The organism is Lentzea miocenica, from assembly GCF_033949945.1.
GTDB lineage: Bacteria > Actinomycetota > Actinomycetes > Mycobacteriales > Pseudonocardiaceae > Lentzea > Lentzea miocenica.
In genome coordinates, this window is sequence record NZ_JAXAVW010000016.1 from 206,212 (window position 1) to 223,641 (window position 17,430).

At 69.1% G+C, this 17,430-nt stretch carries 12 protein-coding genes; 6 read left to right on the forward strand and 6 right to left on the reverse strand.

Annotation, left to right across the window (positions count from 1 at the left end):
- Positions 1-37 precede the first annotated feature (37 nt).
- A complete protein-coding gene (locus SK803_RS21095) occupies positions 38-1,453 on the reverse strand; it encodes a glycoside hydrolase family 6 protein (RefSeq protein WP_319967754.1) in 1,416 nt (471 codons plus the stop codon).
- A 513-nt stretch (positions 1,454-1,966) separates the two neighbouring features.
- On the opposite strand from SK803_RS21095, the gene SK803_RS21100 reads away from it, so the two are divergent.
- The 6 genes from SK803_RS21100 to SK803_RS21125 all read left to right on the forward strand — a co-directional run bounded on the left by SK803_RS21100 (position 1,967) and on the right by SK803_RS21125 (position 12,064).
- Complete coding sequence (locus tag SK803_RS21100) at positions 1,967-3,340, forward strand: endo-1,4-beta-xylanase (protein WP_319967755.1); 1,374 nt, start codon at positions 1,967-1,969, stop codon at positions 3,338-3,340.
- A 91-nt stretch (positions 3,341-3,431) separates the two neighbouring features.
- On the forward strand, positions 3,432-5,147 hold the full coding sequence (locus SK803_RS21105; protein WP_319967756.1) for a family 43 glycosylhydrolase: 1,716 nt from the start codon (positions 3,432-3,434) through the stop codon (positions 5,145-5,147).
- Positions 5,144-6,469 (forward strand): extracellular catalytic domain type 1 short-chain-length polyhydroxyalkanoate depolymerase, encoded by a 1,326-nt coding sequence (locus SK803_RS21110; protein ID WP_319967757.1) that lies wholly within the window; start codon positions 5,144-5,146, stop codon positions 6,467-6,469. The genes SK803_RS21105 and SK803_RS21110 overlap by 4 nt, the downstream gene beginning before the upstream one ends.
- A gap of 81 nt (positions 6,470-6,550) precedes the next feature.
- On the forward strand, positions 6,551-9,406 hold the full coding sequence (locus tag SK803_RS21115) for a glycosyl hydrolase family 95 catalytic domain-containing protein (RefSeq protein WP_319967758.1): 2,856 nt from the start codon (positions 6,551-6,553) through the stop codon (positions 9,404-9,406).
- A 45-nt stretch (positions 9,407-9,451) separates the two neighbouring features.
- On the forward strand, positions 9,452-10,738 hold the full coding sequence (locus tag SK803_RS21120; RefSeq protein ID WP_319967759.1) for a cellulose binding domain-containing protein: 1,287 nt from the start codon (positions 9,452-9,454) through the stop codon (positions 10,736-10,738).
- A gap of 18 nt (positions 10,739-10,756) precedes the next feature.
- Positions 10,757-12,064: a ricin-type beta-trefoil lectin domain protein gene (locus SK803_RS21125; protein ID WP_319967760.1), complete on the forward strand. Its 1,308-nt coding sequence runs from the start codon at positions 10,757-10,759 to the stop codon at positions 12,062-12,064.
- Positions 12,065-12,286: 222 nt separating this feature from the next.
- On the opposite strand, the gene SK803_RS21130 is transcribed toward SK803_RS21125, so the two are convergent.
- The 5 genes from SK803_RS21130 to SK803_RS21150 form a co-directional block, all read right to left on the reverse strand.
- A complete protein-coding gene (locus SK803_RS21130) occupies positions 12,287-13,303 on the reverse strand; it encodes a LacI family DNA-binding transcriptional regulator (protein ID WP_319967761.1) in 1,017 nt (338 codons plus the stop codon).
- A 118-nt stretch (positions 13,304-13,421) separates the two neighbouring features.
- Positions 13,422-15,152 carry a glycoside hydrolase family 6 protein gene (locus SK803_RS21135; RefSeq protein WP_319967762.1) on the reverse strand — a complete coding sequence of 577 codons (1,731 nt, stop codon included), beginning with the start codon at positions 15,150-15,152 and terminating at the stop codon, positions 13,422-13,424.
- Positions 15,153-15,172: 20 nt separating this feature from the next.
- Positions 15,173-15,625 (reverse strand): hypothetical protein, encoded by a 453-nt coding sequence (locus tag SK803_RS21140; RefSeq protein ID WP_319967763.1) that lies wholly within the window; start codon positions 15,623-15,625, stop codon positions 15,173-15,175.
- Entirely contained in the window at positions 15,625-16,878 is a 1,254-nt protein-coding gene (locus tag SK803_RS21145; protein ID WP_319967764.1) for a lytic polysaccharide monooxygenase, read from the reverse strand. Before SK803_RS21145 ends, SK803_RS21140 begins: the two co-directional genes overlap by 1 nt.
- An 11-nt stretch (positions 16,879-16,889) precedes the next feature.
- A partial coding sequence (locus SK803_RS21150; protein ID WP_319967765.1) for a glycoside hydrolase family 48 protein occupies positions 16,890-17,430 on the reverse strand: 541 nt, incomplete at its 5' end.

Genomic DNA, 17,430 nt, shown 5'->3' on the forward strand with positions numbered 1-17,430 from the left:
ATGATCGAACCGCCGCTATCTACACCCAACTCGGCGGTCAGGAGCAAACGGTGCCGTTCAACGCCGGCGACGCGAACGGCGGTGTGGACCCGTTGTAGTTCGCGTTGTAGCCGATGGTCGTCTGGCCGCCGGACGGCAGCGAGCCGTTCCAGGACGCGTTGGCCACCCGGACCACGTCACCGGTGTCGGTCCAGGTGCCGCTCCAGCCCTGCGTGACCGTGGCGCCGGGGGCCGAGAAGGTGAAGGTCCAGCCGTTGATCGCCGGGCCGCGGTTCTCGATCACGATCTCGGCGCTGTAGCCGCCCTGCCACTGGCTGAGCAGGCGATGGCTCGCCCGGCAGCCGCCGCCGGGGTTGCCGCCGGTGGTCGTGGTCGTCGTCGTGGTGGTGGTCGGGCCTGCCGCCATCGCGAGTTCGTAGGCGCGTTGCGGCACGAACTGGCCGGCCGGTGCGATGCAGCCGTCCGCCTCGCCGGGCAGTTTGACCCACAGGAAGGCGTCGATCCTCGAGTCGCCCGTGTTCGCCGTGCTCGGGGTGCCGATGGCGCGACCGGGAGGGTCGCACCACTCGGTGCCCTGCGGGCCGTTGCCGTTGCGGCTGGTGTCCACCACTGCCTTGAGGCGGCCGTCGCCCACGGCGTTGAGCACGTTCTTGGCGTAGTTCACCTCGTCGGAGGTGGAGCGGTAGTTCGACACGTTCGTCGAGATGCCGTCGGCGCTGCTGGAGATGTCCGCGGCACGTAAGCGGTTCGCGGCCTCGGACGGGCTCAGCCAAGCGGAGTTCCCGATGTCGAAGTACACCTTGGCCTGGGAGGAACCGGACTTGAGCTTCTTGCCCGCGTACGCCATCGACGCCTTGGTCTGGTTCTGCTGGTCGGTGTTCTGGCAGTTGCTCATGATCGGCAGCACGTCCGGTTCGAGCACGATCGTCGCGGGACGCCCCGCCAGTCCGGCCGCCACCTCGTCCACCCACGCCCGGTACGCCTGGTGCGACGGCGCTCCGCCGCCGCTGGCGCCGCCGCAGTCGCGGTTGGGGATGTTGTAGACCACGAGGATCGGGATCTTGCCCGCCGACGCGGCCGCGCCGACGAACGAGCTGATCTCGCCGCGGATCGACGAGGTGTTGGTGGTCGTGTACCAGCGCGCCTGCGGCACGGAGGCGATGCGGTCGCGGATGACCGGTGTCCGCGAGTCGCCGGGGTTGGCGGCCACCCATCTCGCGCTGGAGCTCGCCGGGTCGACGTAGAACGCCGACTCCGCGGCCTGGACGGTCGTGCCGCCGCTCACCGCCAGGACGACGGATCCGGCGACGAGGACGCCCGCGGCCGCGCACGCGCCCGCCGCCTGCTTCCACCGTGTCGTCGTGTCGCGTCCCGGAGGACCGGGCGAGCGTTCTGGCTGAGACGAGGGACCACGCACCGGCGTACTGGCGCGGGCAGGATCGGTTGCGCTCATTCAAGTCCTCGCAGCGTCGTTGCTTGCGGTACCGGGCCGGAACGGAATGTGAGAGCGCTCTCATGTGCGGTACCAGGTGATTCACGGCACGGGAGAGCGGGTTCCGGCTCGGGCCAAGGTAGCCACGGCACCACCGCGCGTCAACGCTAAACTTGTTAGCGCTAACTTTAGCAAACTGCATTCGATACACGATCACGAGAAGGTATTCCGTGGTTTCGAGGTGCGGATTGGGAGCGCTCCCTTCTTTTTGTAGCCCGTTCAGCTCAATCTAGTTGCGAAACATTCGGCGCCTTCTTGTGAGCGCGAACACAAAGCTGGCACACTCCTGTCCGGCATGCCCCCTCACCACGCTCATCGCCACGTGAGCGAAGGAGATGAGGCCGGAACAACACCCTCGCGATCAGACGTGCGCCGAGCAGAACCGGTACCGCCGCATCGGTTCCCACTCCGCGCGCGCCGATCGTCCCAACCGTCACGCCCGGAATTTCAGGGCGATTTTCGAAAGTGTGGAAGATGAAACTGACATCGAGGTCAGTGTCACTTGTCCCGATCGTTTCGACAGTCGCGGCGGCGGCGCTCGGCGCGACGTTGATCCTGGTCGCCAACAACACCCCCGCGAACGCGGCGACCACTCTCGGTGCCGCGGCCGCGCAGTCCGGCCGTTACTTCGGCACCGCCGTCGCGGCGGGCCGGATGAACGACTCGACCTACATCGGCATCCTGAACCGCGAGTTCGACATGGTCACGGCCGAGAACGAGATGAAGATGGACGCGACCGAGCCGAACCAGGGTCAGTTCAGCTACGGCAACGCCGACCGGATCGTGAACCACGCGCGCAACCAGGGCAAGCGGGTGCGCGGGCACGCGCTGGCGTGGCACTCGCAGCAGCCCGGCTGGATGCAGAACATGTCCGGCACCGCGCTGCGCAACGCGATGCTCAACCACGTCACGCAGGTCGCGAGCTACTACCGCGGCAAGATCTACGCCTGGGACGTGGTCAACGAGGCCTACGCCGACGGCAGCAGCGGCGGGCGTCGTGACTCCAACCTCCAGCGCACGGGCAACGACTGGATCGAGGCCGCGTTCCGCGCGGCCCGTGCGGCGGACCCCGGCGCGAAGCTCTGCTACAACGACTACAACACCGACGACTGGTCCCACGCCAAGACCCAGGGCGTCTACCGGATGGTGCAGGACTTCAAGTCCCGCGGTGTCCCCATCGACTGCGTCGGCTTCCAGTCGCACTTCAACTCGCAGAGCCCGGTTCCCTCCAACTACCAGACCACCCTGCAGAACTTCGCCAACCTCGGCGTCGACGTGCAGATCACGGAACTGGACATCGAGGGCTCCGGCAGTTCCCAGGCGTCCAACTACGACCGCGTGACGCGGGCGTGTCTCGCCGTGACCCGCTGCACCGGCATCACCGTGTGGGGCATCCGCGACACGGACTCCTGGCGCGCCAGCGGAACCCCGTTGCTGTTCGACGGCGGCGGCAACAAGAAGGCCGCGTACACCTCGGTGCTGAACGCGCTGAACGCGGGCGGCCCTGGTACGACAACGACCACCACGACGACCACGACCACGTCCAACGACCCGGTTCCCGGTGGCTGCACCGCGTCGGTGTCGCTGAACCAGTGGGCAGAGGGATTCGTCGCCACGGTCAAGGTCACGGCCGGCTCCTCCGCACTGCGCGGCTGGCGGGTCACGACGACCCTGTCGAACGGCACCGTCACCAACTCGTGGAGCGCCAACCGCAGCGGTAACAGCGGAACCGTGAACTGGACCAATGTGGACTACAACGCCGCGGTACCCGCCGGCCAGTCCACCGAGTTCGGCTTCCAGGGCACCGGAAGCGGAGCGGGACTCAACCCGTCCTGCACCGCGAGCTGACGTCCCGAACCACTCAACCGGCGGGGACGGCCCCGCGGACCGGACGAGAAAGGCCGGCCGCGGGGCCTCCCCTGCCCTCGGGGAGACGATGATGGCGACGACGACACGAAGGTTCTGGACGCACTTCGCCGTGGTGGTGGGCCTGATCCTCACGGTGACCATCCCGGCGCGGGCGGACAACCCGATCGTGCAACACATCTACACCGCCGACCCGGCCCCGTTGGTCCACAACGGACGGGTCTACCTCTACACCGGGCACGACGAGGACGGCTCCACCTGGTTCACCATGAAGGAGTGGCGGGTCTGGTCCTCCGCCGACATGGTGAACTGGACCGACCACGGCTCACCCCTGAGCCTCGCCACGTTCAGCTGGGCGAAACAGGACGCGTGGGCAGGCCAGGCCGTGGAACGCAACGGCAAGTTCTACTGGTACGTCCCCGTCGTCACCAAGGCCAGCGGACGCCCGGCCATCGGTGTCGCCGTCGCCGACAGCCCCACCGGCCCGTTCCGCGACGCCATCGGCCGTCCCCTGGTGGAGAACGGCGAGATCGACCCGACGGTCATGATCAACGACGACGGCCAGGCGTACCTGTACTGGGGCAACCCCAACCTCTCCTACGTGCGCCTCAACACCGACATGATCTCCTACTCGGGCGGCATCAACAGGATCCCGCTCACCACGGCCGGGTTCGGCACCCGCACCGGCGACCCGAACCGGCCCACCCTCTACGAGGAAGGCCCCTGGGTCTACAAGCGGAACGGCCTGTACTACAACGTCTTCGCCGCCAAGTGCTGCTCGGAGTTCATCGCCTACTCCACGTCCCCCGGTCCCACCGGGCCGTGGACCTACCGCGGCACCGTGATGGCCACCCAGGGCAGCAGCTTCACCAACCACCCCGGCATCATCGACTTCAAGGGCAGCTCGTACTTCTTCTACCACAACGGCGCTCTGCCAGGCGGTGGCGGCTTCACCCGCTCCGTCGCCGTGGAGAAGTTCAGCTACAACGCCGACGGCACCATCCCGTCCCTCACCATGACGACGGCGGGGCCGCCGGCCGCGGACACCCTCAACCCCTTCGCCCGCCAGGAAGCCGAGACCATCGCGTGGGGCAGCGGCATCGAGACCGAGGTCGCCTCCGAAGGCGGCATGAACGTCGGTTTCATCAACAACGGTGACTACATCAAGGTGAAGAACGTCGCCTTCGGTTCCGGCGCGACGCTCTTCGCCGCCCGCGTCGCGTCCACCACAGCCGGCAGTTCCATCGAGGTCCGCTCGGGCAGCCCGACCGGTCCTCTGGCAGGCAGCTGCACGGTGCCCAACACCGGCGGCTGGCAGACGTGGACCACCGTCTCGTGCCCGGTGAGCGGGCTGACCGGCACCCGTGACCTCTACCTGAGGTTCAGCGGTGGCAACAACTACCTGCTCAACATGAACTGGTGGCAGTTCGGCTCGGGCGGCATGAACCCTCAGCCCGACCCGGAACCAGAGCCCGGCGACCCTTCGTGCACCGCGAGCTACACCGTCACCAACACGTGGTCGAGCGGTTTCCAGGCCGAGCTCACCGTGACGAACAAGCGGGCCACCGCGACGGACTCCTGGCAGGCCACGTTCACCCTGCCTGAGGGACAGGCCGTTACCCAGGGGTGGAACGGCGTCTTCACCCAGCAGGGCAACCATGTCACCGTGACCAACGCAGGCTTCAACGGCCAGCTCCCGCCAGGGGCGTCGGTCAAACCCGGCTTCACGGGTTCCGCCACCGGCGATCCGGCCACCACGCCGGCCGACCTCACGTGTGCCGCGTCATGAGCGCCCGGACGCACGCGGACAGGTTCGGCATCGCCGCACTTCTCGCGGCTCTGCTGCTGCTGATCGCCGCCGTCGCGCTTTCGCTGGTGCCGCAACCGGCGCTGGCCGCGTCGCTGACACGGGTCACGGACTTCGGCACCAACCCGACCGGCCTGAACATGTACGTCTACGCGCCCGACCGGATCGCGGCGCGCCCGGCGATGCTGGTGATGGTGCACTACTGCGGCGGTTCCGCGAGCGCCGTGCACAACGGCAACGGACGGGACTACGTCACCGCGGCGGACCGCTACGGGTACGTGATCGTCTACCCGGAAGCCACCAGGGACGGTCGCTGCTTCGACGTGTCCACCGCCAACGCGTTGCGCCGCAACGGAGGCAGCGACTCCACCGGGATCATGTCTATGGTGTCGCACGCACGCCAGCGCTACGACGTGGACCCGGCGCGCATCGTCGTCTCGGGCTTCTCGTCCGGCGCGATGATGACCAACGTGCTGGCCGCCCAGTACCCGGACGTGTTCAGCGCGGGTGCGGCGTTCTCCGGCGTCCCGGCGGGCTGTTTCGCGACGACGAACGGATCCCTGTGGAACAGCCAGTGTTCGGGCGGGACACTGCTGAAGACCCCGCAGCAGTGGGGAGATCAGGCCAGGGCGATGCATCCGGGCTACACCGGCCGCTACCCGCGGATGCAGCTGTGGCACGGCACGACCGACACCACGCTGGCGTACCCGAACTTCGGTGAGGCGCTCGACCAGTGGACCAACCTCCACGCGGTGAGCAGGACGCCGTCGTCGACCGACCAGCCGCAGCCGAGCTGGACCCGCACCCGCTACGGCGCCACCGGCACCGCGGCGACCATCGAGGGCATCAGCGTCCAGGGCACCGGGCACAGCCTGCCGATGGCGGGAATGCTCGCGTACTCGATCGCCTTCCTGGGCCTGGACACCACTCCCCCCACCACAACGACCACCACCACGACCACCACCACGACCACGCCGGTACCCGCCGACGGATGCGCGGTCACGGCGAAGGTCAGCGGCTGGAACACCGGCCTCACCGAGACCATCACCATCACCAACACGTCCACCACCGCGGTGAACGGCTGGCAGCTGCGGTTCACGCTGCCCGGCGGACAGACCATCACGGGTGGCTGGAGCGCCACCTACTCCCCCGCCACCGGCCAGGTCACCGCGCGCAACGCCGACTACAACGCGCAGATCCCGCCGAACGGTTCGGTGTCGATCGGCTTCCAGGCCACGCACACCGGTGACAGCTCGCCCGCCGGCGGATTCACGCTCAACGACGTGCGGTGCGCCGTGGCCTGACCGTCCACAACGGATCCCTGCTCCTGGTGGTCACCACCAGGGGGTTCTTCGACGACCGCGAAAGACCATTGGAGGACCGGCATGTCCGACCTGAACCGGCGGCAGCTCCTGAAGCTCGGCGCGGGTGCCGTGCTGACGCAGGCAGGGTGGACAGCGACGGCCGATGCCGCCTCCTCGGCACCCGCGGACGTGCGCGCGGCCGACGACCTCGCGCTGTGGTACGACCGCCCGGCCGGATCCGACTGGTTGCGCGCGCTGCCGGTGGGCAACGGCCGCCTCGGCGCGATGGTGTTCGGCAACACCGACACCGAACGCCTCCAGCTCAACGAGGACACGGTCTGGGCGGGCGGTCCCCACGACTACAGCAACCCGCGCGGCGCGGGCTCGCTGGCCCAGATCAGGCAGCTGGTGTTCAGCAACCAGTGGACGCAGGCGCAGTCGCTGATCGACCAGACGATGCTGGGCAGCCCCGCCGGGCAGCTCGCCTACCAGCCGGTGGGCGACCTCCGGCTGGTGCTGCCCTCCGCGAGCGCGTCGAACTACCGGCGGTTGCTCGATCTCACGACCGCGACGACCGTTGTGACCTACACGGCGAACAACGTGCGATATCGGCGCGAGGTGTTCGCGAGTGCGCCGGACCAGGTGATCGCCGTACGACTGACCGCGGAGACACCGGGCTCGATCTCGTTCACGGCGTCGTTCAGCTCGCCCCAGCGCACGACGACGTCCAGCCCGGACGCCACGACGATCGCACTGGACGGCATCTCAGGTGCCCAGCGCGGCATCGCGGGCACGGTCCGGTTCCTCGCACTGGCCAGGGCCGTGGCGGAGGGCGGCACCACCACCAGCTCCGGTGGCACGCTGCGGGTGAGCAACGCCAACGCGGTGACCGTGCTGATCTCCATCGGTACCAGCTACGTCGACTTCCGCACGATCAACGGCGACTACCAGGGAATCGCCCGCAGCCGTCTCAACGCCGCGCAGGGCATCGCGTACGACACCCTGCGGGCCCGCCACGTCGCCGACTACCAGGCGCTGTTCGGGCGGGTCAGCCTCGATCTCGGACGCACGGCGGCGGCAGACCAGCCGACCGACGTCCGCATCACCCGGCACGCGAGCACCCCCGACCCGCAGTTCTCCGTGCTGCTGTTCCAGTACGGCAGGTACCTGCTGATCTCGTCGTCGCGCCCCGGCACGCAACCGGCGAACCTGCAGGGCATCTGGAACGACCAGATGGCGCCGTCGTGGGACTCGAAGTACACGATCAACGCCAACCTGCCGATGAACTACTGGCACGCGGACACCACGAACCTCGCCGAGTGCCACCAGCCGGTGTTCCGGATGATCAACGACCTCACCGTCACCGGTGCCCGCACGGCCCAGGTGCAGTACAACGCCCGCGGCTGGGTCACCCACCACAACACCGACGCCTGGCGCGGTTCGTCGGTCGTCGACTTCGCCGCGGCGGGCATGTGGCAGACGGGCGGGGCGTGGCTCTCGACGCTGATCTGGGACCACTACCGCTTCACCGGCGACGTGGCCTTCCTGCGCACGTACTACCCGGCGCTCAAGGGATGCGCGCAGTTCTTCCTCGACACGCTCGTCACCGAGCCGAGCCTCGGCTACCTCGTCACCAACCCGTCGAACTCGCCGGAGCTCAACCACCACGCGAACGCCAGCGTGTGCGCCGGGCCGACGATGGACACGCAGATCCTGCGCGACCTCTTCGACGGCTGCGCCGGCGCTGCCGAGGTGCTGGGGGTCGACGCCGACTTCCGCACGCAGGTACGGGCGGCCCGGCAGCGGCTCGCGCCGATGAAGGTCGGCTCACGCGGCAACGTCGTGGAGTGGCTGCACGACTGGGTGGAGACCGAGCCGAACCACCGGCACGTCTCGCACCTCTACGGCCTGCACCCGAGCAACCAGATCACCAAACGCGGCACTCCCCAGCTGCACACCGCGGCCCGCAGGACGCTGGAGCTGCGCGGCGACGACGGCACCGGGTGGTCGCTCGCCTGGAAGATCAACTTCTGGGCGCGGCTGGAGGAGGGCGGCAGGGCCTACGACCTCATCCGCTCCCTCGTGCGGACGGACCGCCTGGCGCCCAACATGTTCGACCTGCATCCGCCGTTCCAGATCGACGGCAACTTCGGCGCGACCTCCGGCATCACCGAAATGCTGCTGCACAGCCACAACGGCGAGCTGCACGTGCTGCCCGCGCTGCCACCGGCGTGGCCCGCGGGCAGCGTCACGGGTCTGCGCGGGCGCGGCGGGTACACCGTCGGCGCGACCTGGGCCGCCGACGGCGCCATCAGTCTGTCTGTCACACCGGACCGCGACGGCACCGTCCGGATCCGGAACAGGATCTTCACCGGCACCTGCGAACTGCGTGACACGACGACCGGCACGGTGATCCAACCGGCGCAGCCCGAGTCCGGCGTCGCCGAGTTCTTCGTCGTCACCGGGCACACCTACCGCGCCACGGGCCAGGGAACGGGATCGGAGCCAGTGGTCCGGCCGGGCGTGTACTACCGCCTCGTCGCACGGCACAGCGGGAAGTACGCCGACATCAGCGGTGTGTCCACCTCCGCGGGCGCGTTGTTGCAGCAGTGGTCGCAGACCAGCGGGCTCAACCAGCAGTTCGACTTCCTCGACGCGGGTGGCGGCTACCACCGGATCCGGGCCAGGCACAGCGGTCTCGTGTTGCAGGTCGCGAGCTCGAGCAACGGCGCCGACATCACCCAGCAGCCCGACACCGGCGCGAGCAACCAGCAGTGGCGCGTGACCGACCACGGCGGCGGGGTGATCAGCCTCGTCAACCGGCAGAGCGGCCTCGCCGTGGACGTCTGGGAGGCATCGGCCGCCGACGGCGCCCGCGTCTCCCAGTGGACCCCGAACGGGGCCGAGAACCAGCGATTCCAAGTCCAACCAGTGTGACAACCGAAGGGACAACGATGTTCCATCAGCACAAGGGGCTCTGCCATGTCCCGGCGTAGGATCGTGGTCGCCCTGGCGGCCGCCAGTGCCGTGGTGTTCCTGGGCGCCGCCGGAATCGCGCTCGGTGGCACGGTTCCCGGCGACGTCGGCGCGACGGCCGGGACGGCGGGCTGCGGCAAGCCGCCCGCACTGGCGAGCGGCCAGCACACGATCAACAGCGGCGGCCAGAACCGCTCGTTCATCCTGCGGCTGCCGCCCAACTACGACAACAACCGCCAGTACCGGTTGTTCGTCGGCCTGCATTGGCGGGGAGGCACCGCGAACGACGTCGACTCCGGTGGCGGCGACGGCTACAACTGGTCGTACTACGGCTTGCGGCGGCTCTCCGACCAGGCGAACAACGGCACGATCTTCGTGGCGCCGCAGGGCAACGGGAACGGCTGGGCCAACCCCGGCGGCCAGGACACGACGTTCATCGACGACCTGGTCCGGCGGCTCGACGGCGGGCTGTGCATCGACACAGCGCAGCGCTACGCCGGTGGCTTCAGCTACGGCGGCGGCATGTCGTACGCACTCGCCTGCGCCCGCGCCAACGTCTTCCGCGCGGTCGTGGTCTACTCGGGCGCACAGCTCAGCGGCTGCGACGGCGGCAACCAGCCCATCGCCTACATGGGCATCCACGGCATCAGCGACAACGTGCTCGGCATCGCCCAGGGCCGTGGCCTGCGTGACAGGTTCGTGCGCAACAACGGCTGCACGGCCCAGAACCCGCGCGAACCGAGTCCGGGCAGCCGGACCCACATCGTCACCGCCTACAGCGGCTGCCGGGCCGGGTATCCCGTGGTGTGGGCCGCGTTCGACGGCGGGCACACGCCCGGTCCGATCGACTCCGGCGGCGACGGCTGGCGCACCTGGACGTCCGGCGAGGCGTGGAAGTTCATCAGCCAGTTCGAGGGCGGCCCCACGAGCACCACGACGACGACCACGACCACCACGCCACCGCCTGGTGACGCGGAGTGCCAGGTCACCGACGCGATCAACGCCTGGAACACCGGCCTGACGTCGACCATCACCATCAAGAACACCGGTTCGACGCCGATCAGCGGCTGGTCGCTGGCCTTCACCCTGCCCGGCGGGCAGACCATCACCTCCGGCTGGAGCGCCACCTACTCCCCCGCCTCAGGCCAGGTCACCGCCAGGAACGTCTCCTACAACGCCGACATCGCGCCCGGCGCGTCGATCGGCATCGGCTTCCAGGCCGGCCACACCGGCAACGCCTCGGCACCGGCCTCGTTCTCCCTCAACGGCAAGACCTGCGCCATCTCCTCCTGACAGAGAGTGCGGACATCCATGCGTCAGAACAACGTTCTGCGGAGGGCGCGGTGGCTGGTCGCCGCCGCCTCCACCGCCACCGCCTTCCTGCTCGTCGGTGGCGGGGTGGCCAGCGCACAACCGGCGTCCCCTGCCACCGGCGACTCCGGCCCGGTGGCGGCCGCCTGCGGCCAGGCCCCCACGCTGCGCAGCGGCACCCACACGATCCAGAGCAGCGGCAAGTCCCGCTCGTTCATCCTGAGCGTGCCCGACAACTACGACCCCAACCGCCGGTACCGGCTGGTGTTCGGCTTCCACTGGTGGGGCGGCACCGCCGAACAGGTCGCCGGCGGCGGCAGCGACGGTGACGTCTACGCCCACTACGGCCTGCGGCGGCTGGCGAACAACTCGACGATCTTCGTCGCCCCGCAAGGACTCGGCAACGCCTGGGCCAACTCCGGCGGCGAGGACGTCCGGTTCGTCGACGACATGATCGCCCGGATCGAGGGCGACCTCTGCGTCGACCCGGCGCAGCGCTTCTCCCTGGGCTTCAGCTACGGCGGCGCGATGAGCATCTCGCTCGCGTGCTCGCGCCCGACCATGTTCCGCGCCATCGCCGCCATCGCCTCACCGGGCGAGATCAGCGGGTGCGCCGGCGGCACCGCACCCGTCGCCTACATGGGCATCCACGGCATCAACGACAACATCGGCTCCGGACGGGGCCAGCGCGACAGGTGGGTCCGCAACAACGGCTGCACGCCGCAGAACGCACCAGAACCGCGTGCTGGCAGCAACACCCACATCACCACCACCTACTCCGGCTGCCGGACCGGCTACCCGGTGGTCTGGGCTCCCTTCGACGGCGGCCACCAGCAGGGACCGGTGGACGGCTGCGGGGGCTGTGAGAGCGGTGCCCGCAGCTGGGTCAAGACCGAGGTGTGGAAGTTCTTCACCGGTGACACGACGCCCACCCCGACCGCGTTCCGGTTGCGCGGCGAGGCTTCCGGCCGTTGCCTCGACGTCAACGGCGCAGGAACCGCCAACGGCACCCAGATGATCGCCTGGGACTGCCACACCAACGCCAACCAGCAGTTCGCCCAGAACGGGCAAGCGCTACAGGTCGTGGGCAAGTGCCTGGACGCACCCAACAACGCCGCTTCCGGCGCCAGGGTCCAGATCTGGGACTGCCACGGCGGCGCCAACCAGAGCTGGAACATCGGCACCAACGGCACGATCACCAGCGTCCAGACAGGACTGTGCCTGAACGCCACCGGCACCGCCAACGGCGCGGCCGTGACCGTGGCGACCTGCAACGGCGGCACCGGCCAGCGCTGGGCCAAGGCCTAGCGACGAGGAGGGGAACAGGTGAAGGCGGCCACCGGGCGCGGCGGCCGCCTTCACCCATGCCCTGTTGGCGTCTGCAAGTACCACCAACACGTGATCAAATCGCCCTCAACTACTACCAACCCGTTCTCTGTGCCGACCGGACAGCGGGCACGGAGAACGGGTTGGTAGTAGTTGAGGGCCTGTTGATGTTGAGTTGGTGGTACTTGCAGACGCCATTGGGGATCAGCGAGTGGGTGCGGCAGGGTCCGGGGTGCTGGCGCGCCGGGACAGCTGCGGAGGCAGCAACATCAGGGCCGGCGGCTGTCTGCCGTCGAGCTTGGCCACCAGGAGGTTCACCGCGTGCCTGCCGAGCTCCCCGGCGGGCAGCCGCACCGAGGTGAGCGGCGGCGTCATCTGCTCGGCGAGGTCGTCGGGACAGATCGCGACCACGGCGACGTCGCCGGGCACCTGTCTGCCGGCCGCGCGCAGGCATCCGGTGATCCAGCCGAGCGCCGCCTCGTTGTGCACCACCAGGGCGGTCATCGACGGGTTGGCGCGGATCAGCGTCGTCGTCGCGGCGAGCACCGAGTCGTGGTCGTGCTCGGCGGGCAGCGTGGTCGCCACGACGCCCCGGCGCATCGCGGCCGCGCTGAACCCGGCCATCGTCCGGTGGGCGAACCCGGTGTTGCGCCGGTAGACGGCGCTCGGCGCGCCGACGAAGCCGATCGACCGGTGCCCCAGATCGGCGAGGTGGTCCACGCACTTCGCGCCTGCTGCCTCGAAGTCGAAGTCCACGCAGGTGAGGCCTTTCGCGTCCACCGGGTGTCCGATGAGGACGGACGGTTTGGACAGCTGCCGCAGCAGCGGCAGCCGATCGTCGTTCATCTCCACGTCCATGACCAGGAAGCCGTCGACCATGGCGCCGGCGACGGCCCGGCGCAGGCCGGACGCGCCCTCGTCCGCGGTCATCAGCAGCAGGTCCAGGTCGAATCTGCGCGCGGCCGTCACAGCGGCGGCGACGAAGCGCATCACCACCGGCAGGTGCATGCCCGCGCGCAGCGGCAGCACCAGCCCTATCACGTTCGTCCCGCGCGCCGACGGCGCGCGGTCACCCAGGTGCGGCTGGTAGCCCAGCGCCCTGATGCTCCCTCTGACCTTCGATTTGGTGTCCGCGGAGATCGACCTCTTGCCCGTGAGCACGTAGGAGACCGTGCTCGGGGCGACCCCCGCGTGCCGCGCGACATCCGAGATGGTGACCACACCGACCTGCTTTCACCCGTAGCGGCCGCCGCCGTCGCGGATGCGGGGCCGCGACGGCGGCGGTCGACGCCCGCACGGACGGAAGCCGTGCGGGCGTCGTCTCACAGCGGACTCGTCGTCACAGCGCCGGGTAGGCGTTGCGCATGAGCTCCTGGAACTGCGCGGAGAACCACTTGCCCGACAGCGGGGCGTCCGCCAGTGCGCCCGACAGGTTGTTGCCGTTGCGGACGTTTCCGGTGTAGGCCGGGTCGCACATCTTGTCCGCGCCCTTGCCCTCGTTGTTCGGGATCTCCTTGCTCGCACCGTCCGACTCGCCCGGTGGCTTCATCCACACGTACGCGTCGACGCCGGACGCGGGTGCCGCCGTCGGCCGTTCACCCAGACCGGCACCGGACTGGTTGCACCAGTTGCCGAGGTGGATGCGCCGGTCGAGCTTGCCGCCGTTGACGTAGGCGTCCACCGTCGTCTTCGGTCCGGGTCCGGTGGGACGAGCGGCGCCGCCCCAGCCGTTGCGGCTGGTGTCGATCAGCATGCCGACGTTCGCGTCGAAGCCCGCCTGCACGGCCCGCTGCCGGAACGCCTGCGCGTACGACAGCTCGTCGACGTAACGGTTCCAGTCCACCCACTTCGACTGGCGCACGGACGTACCGTTCACCGTGTCGTCGATGGTGAAGTTCGGCTCACGCAACGCGCCGTAGTTGGCCGTGTTGGCGATGAAGCCCTGCACGTTCGCCTTGGTGCTGCCGGACGCGTTGGCCGCCTGGAACAGCAGCTCGGCCGTCGGGCCGAAGTTGTCGTCCCAGCCGATCCAGCCGTGGTGCCCGATGTCCAGGTAGTTGTAGACGTTCGGGACCGCGCCGAGCTTCGCCAGCGCGTAGCCGACACCGGTGACGTAGTTGCCGTTGGCCTTCATGACGTCGCACTGCGGCACGGCGGTCGGGCGCGGCGTCACGTTGGTGACCAGGTTCGGCAGGGAGTCGATCTCCACCGTGGTCACGATCCGCAGATCCTTGTACGCCGGCCTGGCGAGGATCGCCGCGATCGGGTCGATGTACTCCGTCTTGTACCTGTCGATCTCGGTCGCCTTGAGCTCACCGTTCGAGGCGAGCGCCGAGCAGTCACGCCCCGGCAGGTTGTAGATCACGAACTGGATGACGAGTGGTGAGCCCGCCGCCTGGCGCACCGCCTCGTCCAGATGCCCGACGATGCCACGGGAGTCCGCGGTGCCGGTGATCGCCGCGATGCGGTCGATCCACACGCCGGTCGGCTGGTTCGCCACCCGGCTGCCACCGGGCTCGGCGGCCGCCTTTGCCGACCAGTCCGGGTTGACGTACTGCTTCGCGCCCACATACGGGTTGTCGACGCGGTTGCCGGGATCCGGGTTCGGGTCACCGCTCGTCGTGGTGGTGGTCGTGGTCGTCGGTGGCTGCAGGCCCGTGCAGACCGTGCCGTTCAGGGAGAACGACGTCGGGTCGGCGTTGGTGCTGCCGGTGTAGCTGCCGTTGAAGCCGATGTCGATGGACGCGCCGGTGCCGAGGCTGCCGTTCCACGACGCGTTCGCCGCCGTCACGTCCGCACCCGACTGCGTCCAGGTGGCACTCCACCCCTGCGTCACGCGCTGTCCGCCGGGGAAGCTGAACTTCAGCGTCCAGTTCGACACCGCGTCACCCAGGTTGGTGATCTTCACGGCGGCGCCGAAGCCTCCGCCACCCCAGTTGTTCGCCTTGTAGTCGACCCGGCAGCCAGGCGCGGCGCCCGCGGGCGCGCTCAGCGCCACCCCGAACGTCGCCACCGCGGTGGCGACCGCGACTCCCGCCGCGGCCCACCGCCTTTGTCCGTTGAGCCTCATTGCCACGGATCTCCTGTCTTTCAATGGTGTTTGATCTGGACGAGAGCGCACGCGGCAGGCGTGCACTCGAGTCGTTTCAGGCCGAGGTGCTCCATCCCGGTCGAGCCGGTGATCGCGAACCCGTCGCCGAACACGAGGTCCGGGTCGCCCCGGACCTCGCCCCGTGCCAGCGCGCCGCGCCAGGCCTCCTCCAGGCCAGGTCGAAGCACCAGGAGCCCCAGCTGTTCGTAGGGCGGTTTGGCGCAGGTGCCCCACTCCGCGACGAACGGCCCGTAGACCTTCGCCCGCACCGGACCGGCGAACGCGGCGAAGTCCTCGCCCTTGCGCACGTCGGTGCAGTCGCCGGCGACCTGGTTCAGCCAGGCGGCGATCCCGTCGACCCCCCTGGCCGGGTCCGGAGCCGGTTCGGCGCGCGCGATCACAACGGCGAGCGCGACCGAACCGGCCACGAAGAGGGCGAGGAGGACCCTCATCACGGAACGGCGCAGGAGACGCCGCTGAGCTCGAAGCTGACCGGATCGGTCACCGCACCGGTCATCGCCACGTTGAACCCGAACTCCACCGAACCGCCGGCGGCTATGTCGGCGTTGTACGAGGCGCCCTTCGCGGTGGCCTTCCCGTCCGCGACGGTGATCGTGGACGACCAGGCCGACGACACCCGCTGCGTGCTGGGGAAGTCCCAGACGAGCTGCCACGCGCGCACGGCTTCCGCACTGCCGTTGGCGATCTTCACGTTCGCCGTGAAGCCGCCGTTCCAGCTGCTCGGCTTGGTGTAGGTCACCGTGCAGGCCCCGGCACCACTGCCGGTGCGCACCGTGGCGCTCGGCGACAACGGCGAGACGTTGCCCGCCGCGTCGACCGCGACCACGCGGAAGGTGTAGTCGGTGTTCGAGCTCAGCCCTCTGACCGTGACGGAGTTCGTCGTCGACGTGGCGACCAACAGGTCACCGCGGTAGACGCGGTACTCCGACACACCGAAGTTGTCCGTCGCCGCCGGCCAGTCCAGCCGCACGGAGCTGCCGGTGACCGAGGACGCGACCGGGGTGCCGGGAGCGGACGGTGCCTGGGTGTCCGGCACGCCACCGCCGAACAGCACGTCCGAGCAGCTGTAGAACGCCTCCGGGCTGTCGGAGCGCTGCCAGAGCGAGTAGATGATGTGCCGGCCGGACTTGTTGGGCAGCTTGGCCTGCCAGCTGTACTCGCCGTTGCCCAGCGGTGGGTTGGTGATCTTGTCGAACGGCACGGCTTCCAGATCGGACCACTTCAACGGCTTCGTGACGTCGAAGCCGTCCTTGGTGACGTACTGCTCCCACGTGCCGGGGTGCGGTGCCCACGCGTTGTACCGCAACGTGACCGTGGCGTTCGCCGTCACCGAGGTGACCGGCCAGTCGGCCCGCGCCTGGTTGTAGGCGTCGTACTTCGTGGTGGGGCCGCAGAGGCTGCCGTCCGGGATGATCTCCCGGTGCCGCCCGGCCGCGTTGCTGATCAGGTTGCCGTACCAGTCCCACAGCGGTTGCTTGCCGCCGAGGGCGACCGCCTGGACGCACGCCGAGTTGGTGGGCTGGAGGTCACCGCCGCCGCTGCCGGCCCGGCCGTCCTGGTAGCAGGCGTAGGTGCGGCTGGCCGGCCAGACCATCGAACCGTGTGCGACAGCCGTCCCGCCGGTGTGCACGAGAACAGCGCCGGTGGTGGCAGCGACGAGCAAGAGCGCGATGCGTTTTCTCATCCCGGTACTCCTCACCCGTAGATCTCGGCGTGCAGGGAGAACGCCGTGGCTATCTCGGCTTGCGCCCAGAAGCGGTGGTAGGTGAACGTCGGTGCCGGTCCACCGTCCAGATAGGACTGCACCTTCGGCCACTGCGGGTCGTTGCGAAACATCGACCGCATGGACAGGAACGTCGAGCTCTGCCCGATCTGGTCGCCGTTCGGCATCCGCCCGGTCCAGCCCGGCGGCACGTACGGACCCTCACCGGTGGTGGCGTTGTACGTGTCGTCGAACCGGTTGTAGTCGGCGCGGGTCTCCGGTGTCGCGATGCCCAGACTGTCCTGCTTGGACAGCAACGACGTCAGCAACGCCTCACCGGTGGTCTTCGCCTGGGCGTTGCCCGACCTCGACGCGTAGTTCAGCAGCACCTTCGCGTACGACGCGGCGATGCCGACGTCCTGGTTGTGGTTGAGGACGCGGACTCGCAGGTTCGCGTTCGCGCCGGGGTTGGTCGCGTTCCACGTGTCCGGCGAGCCGGACCACTCCAGATCCGCCGGGATCTGGAAGTTGGTA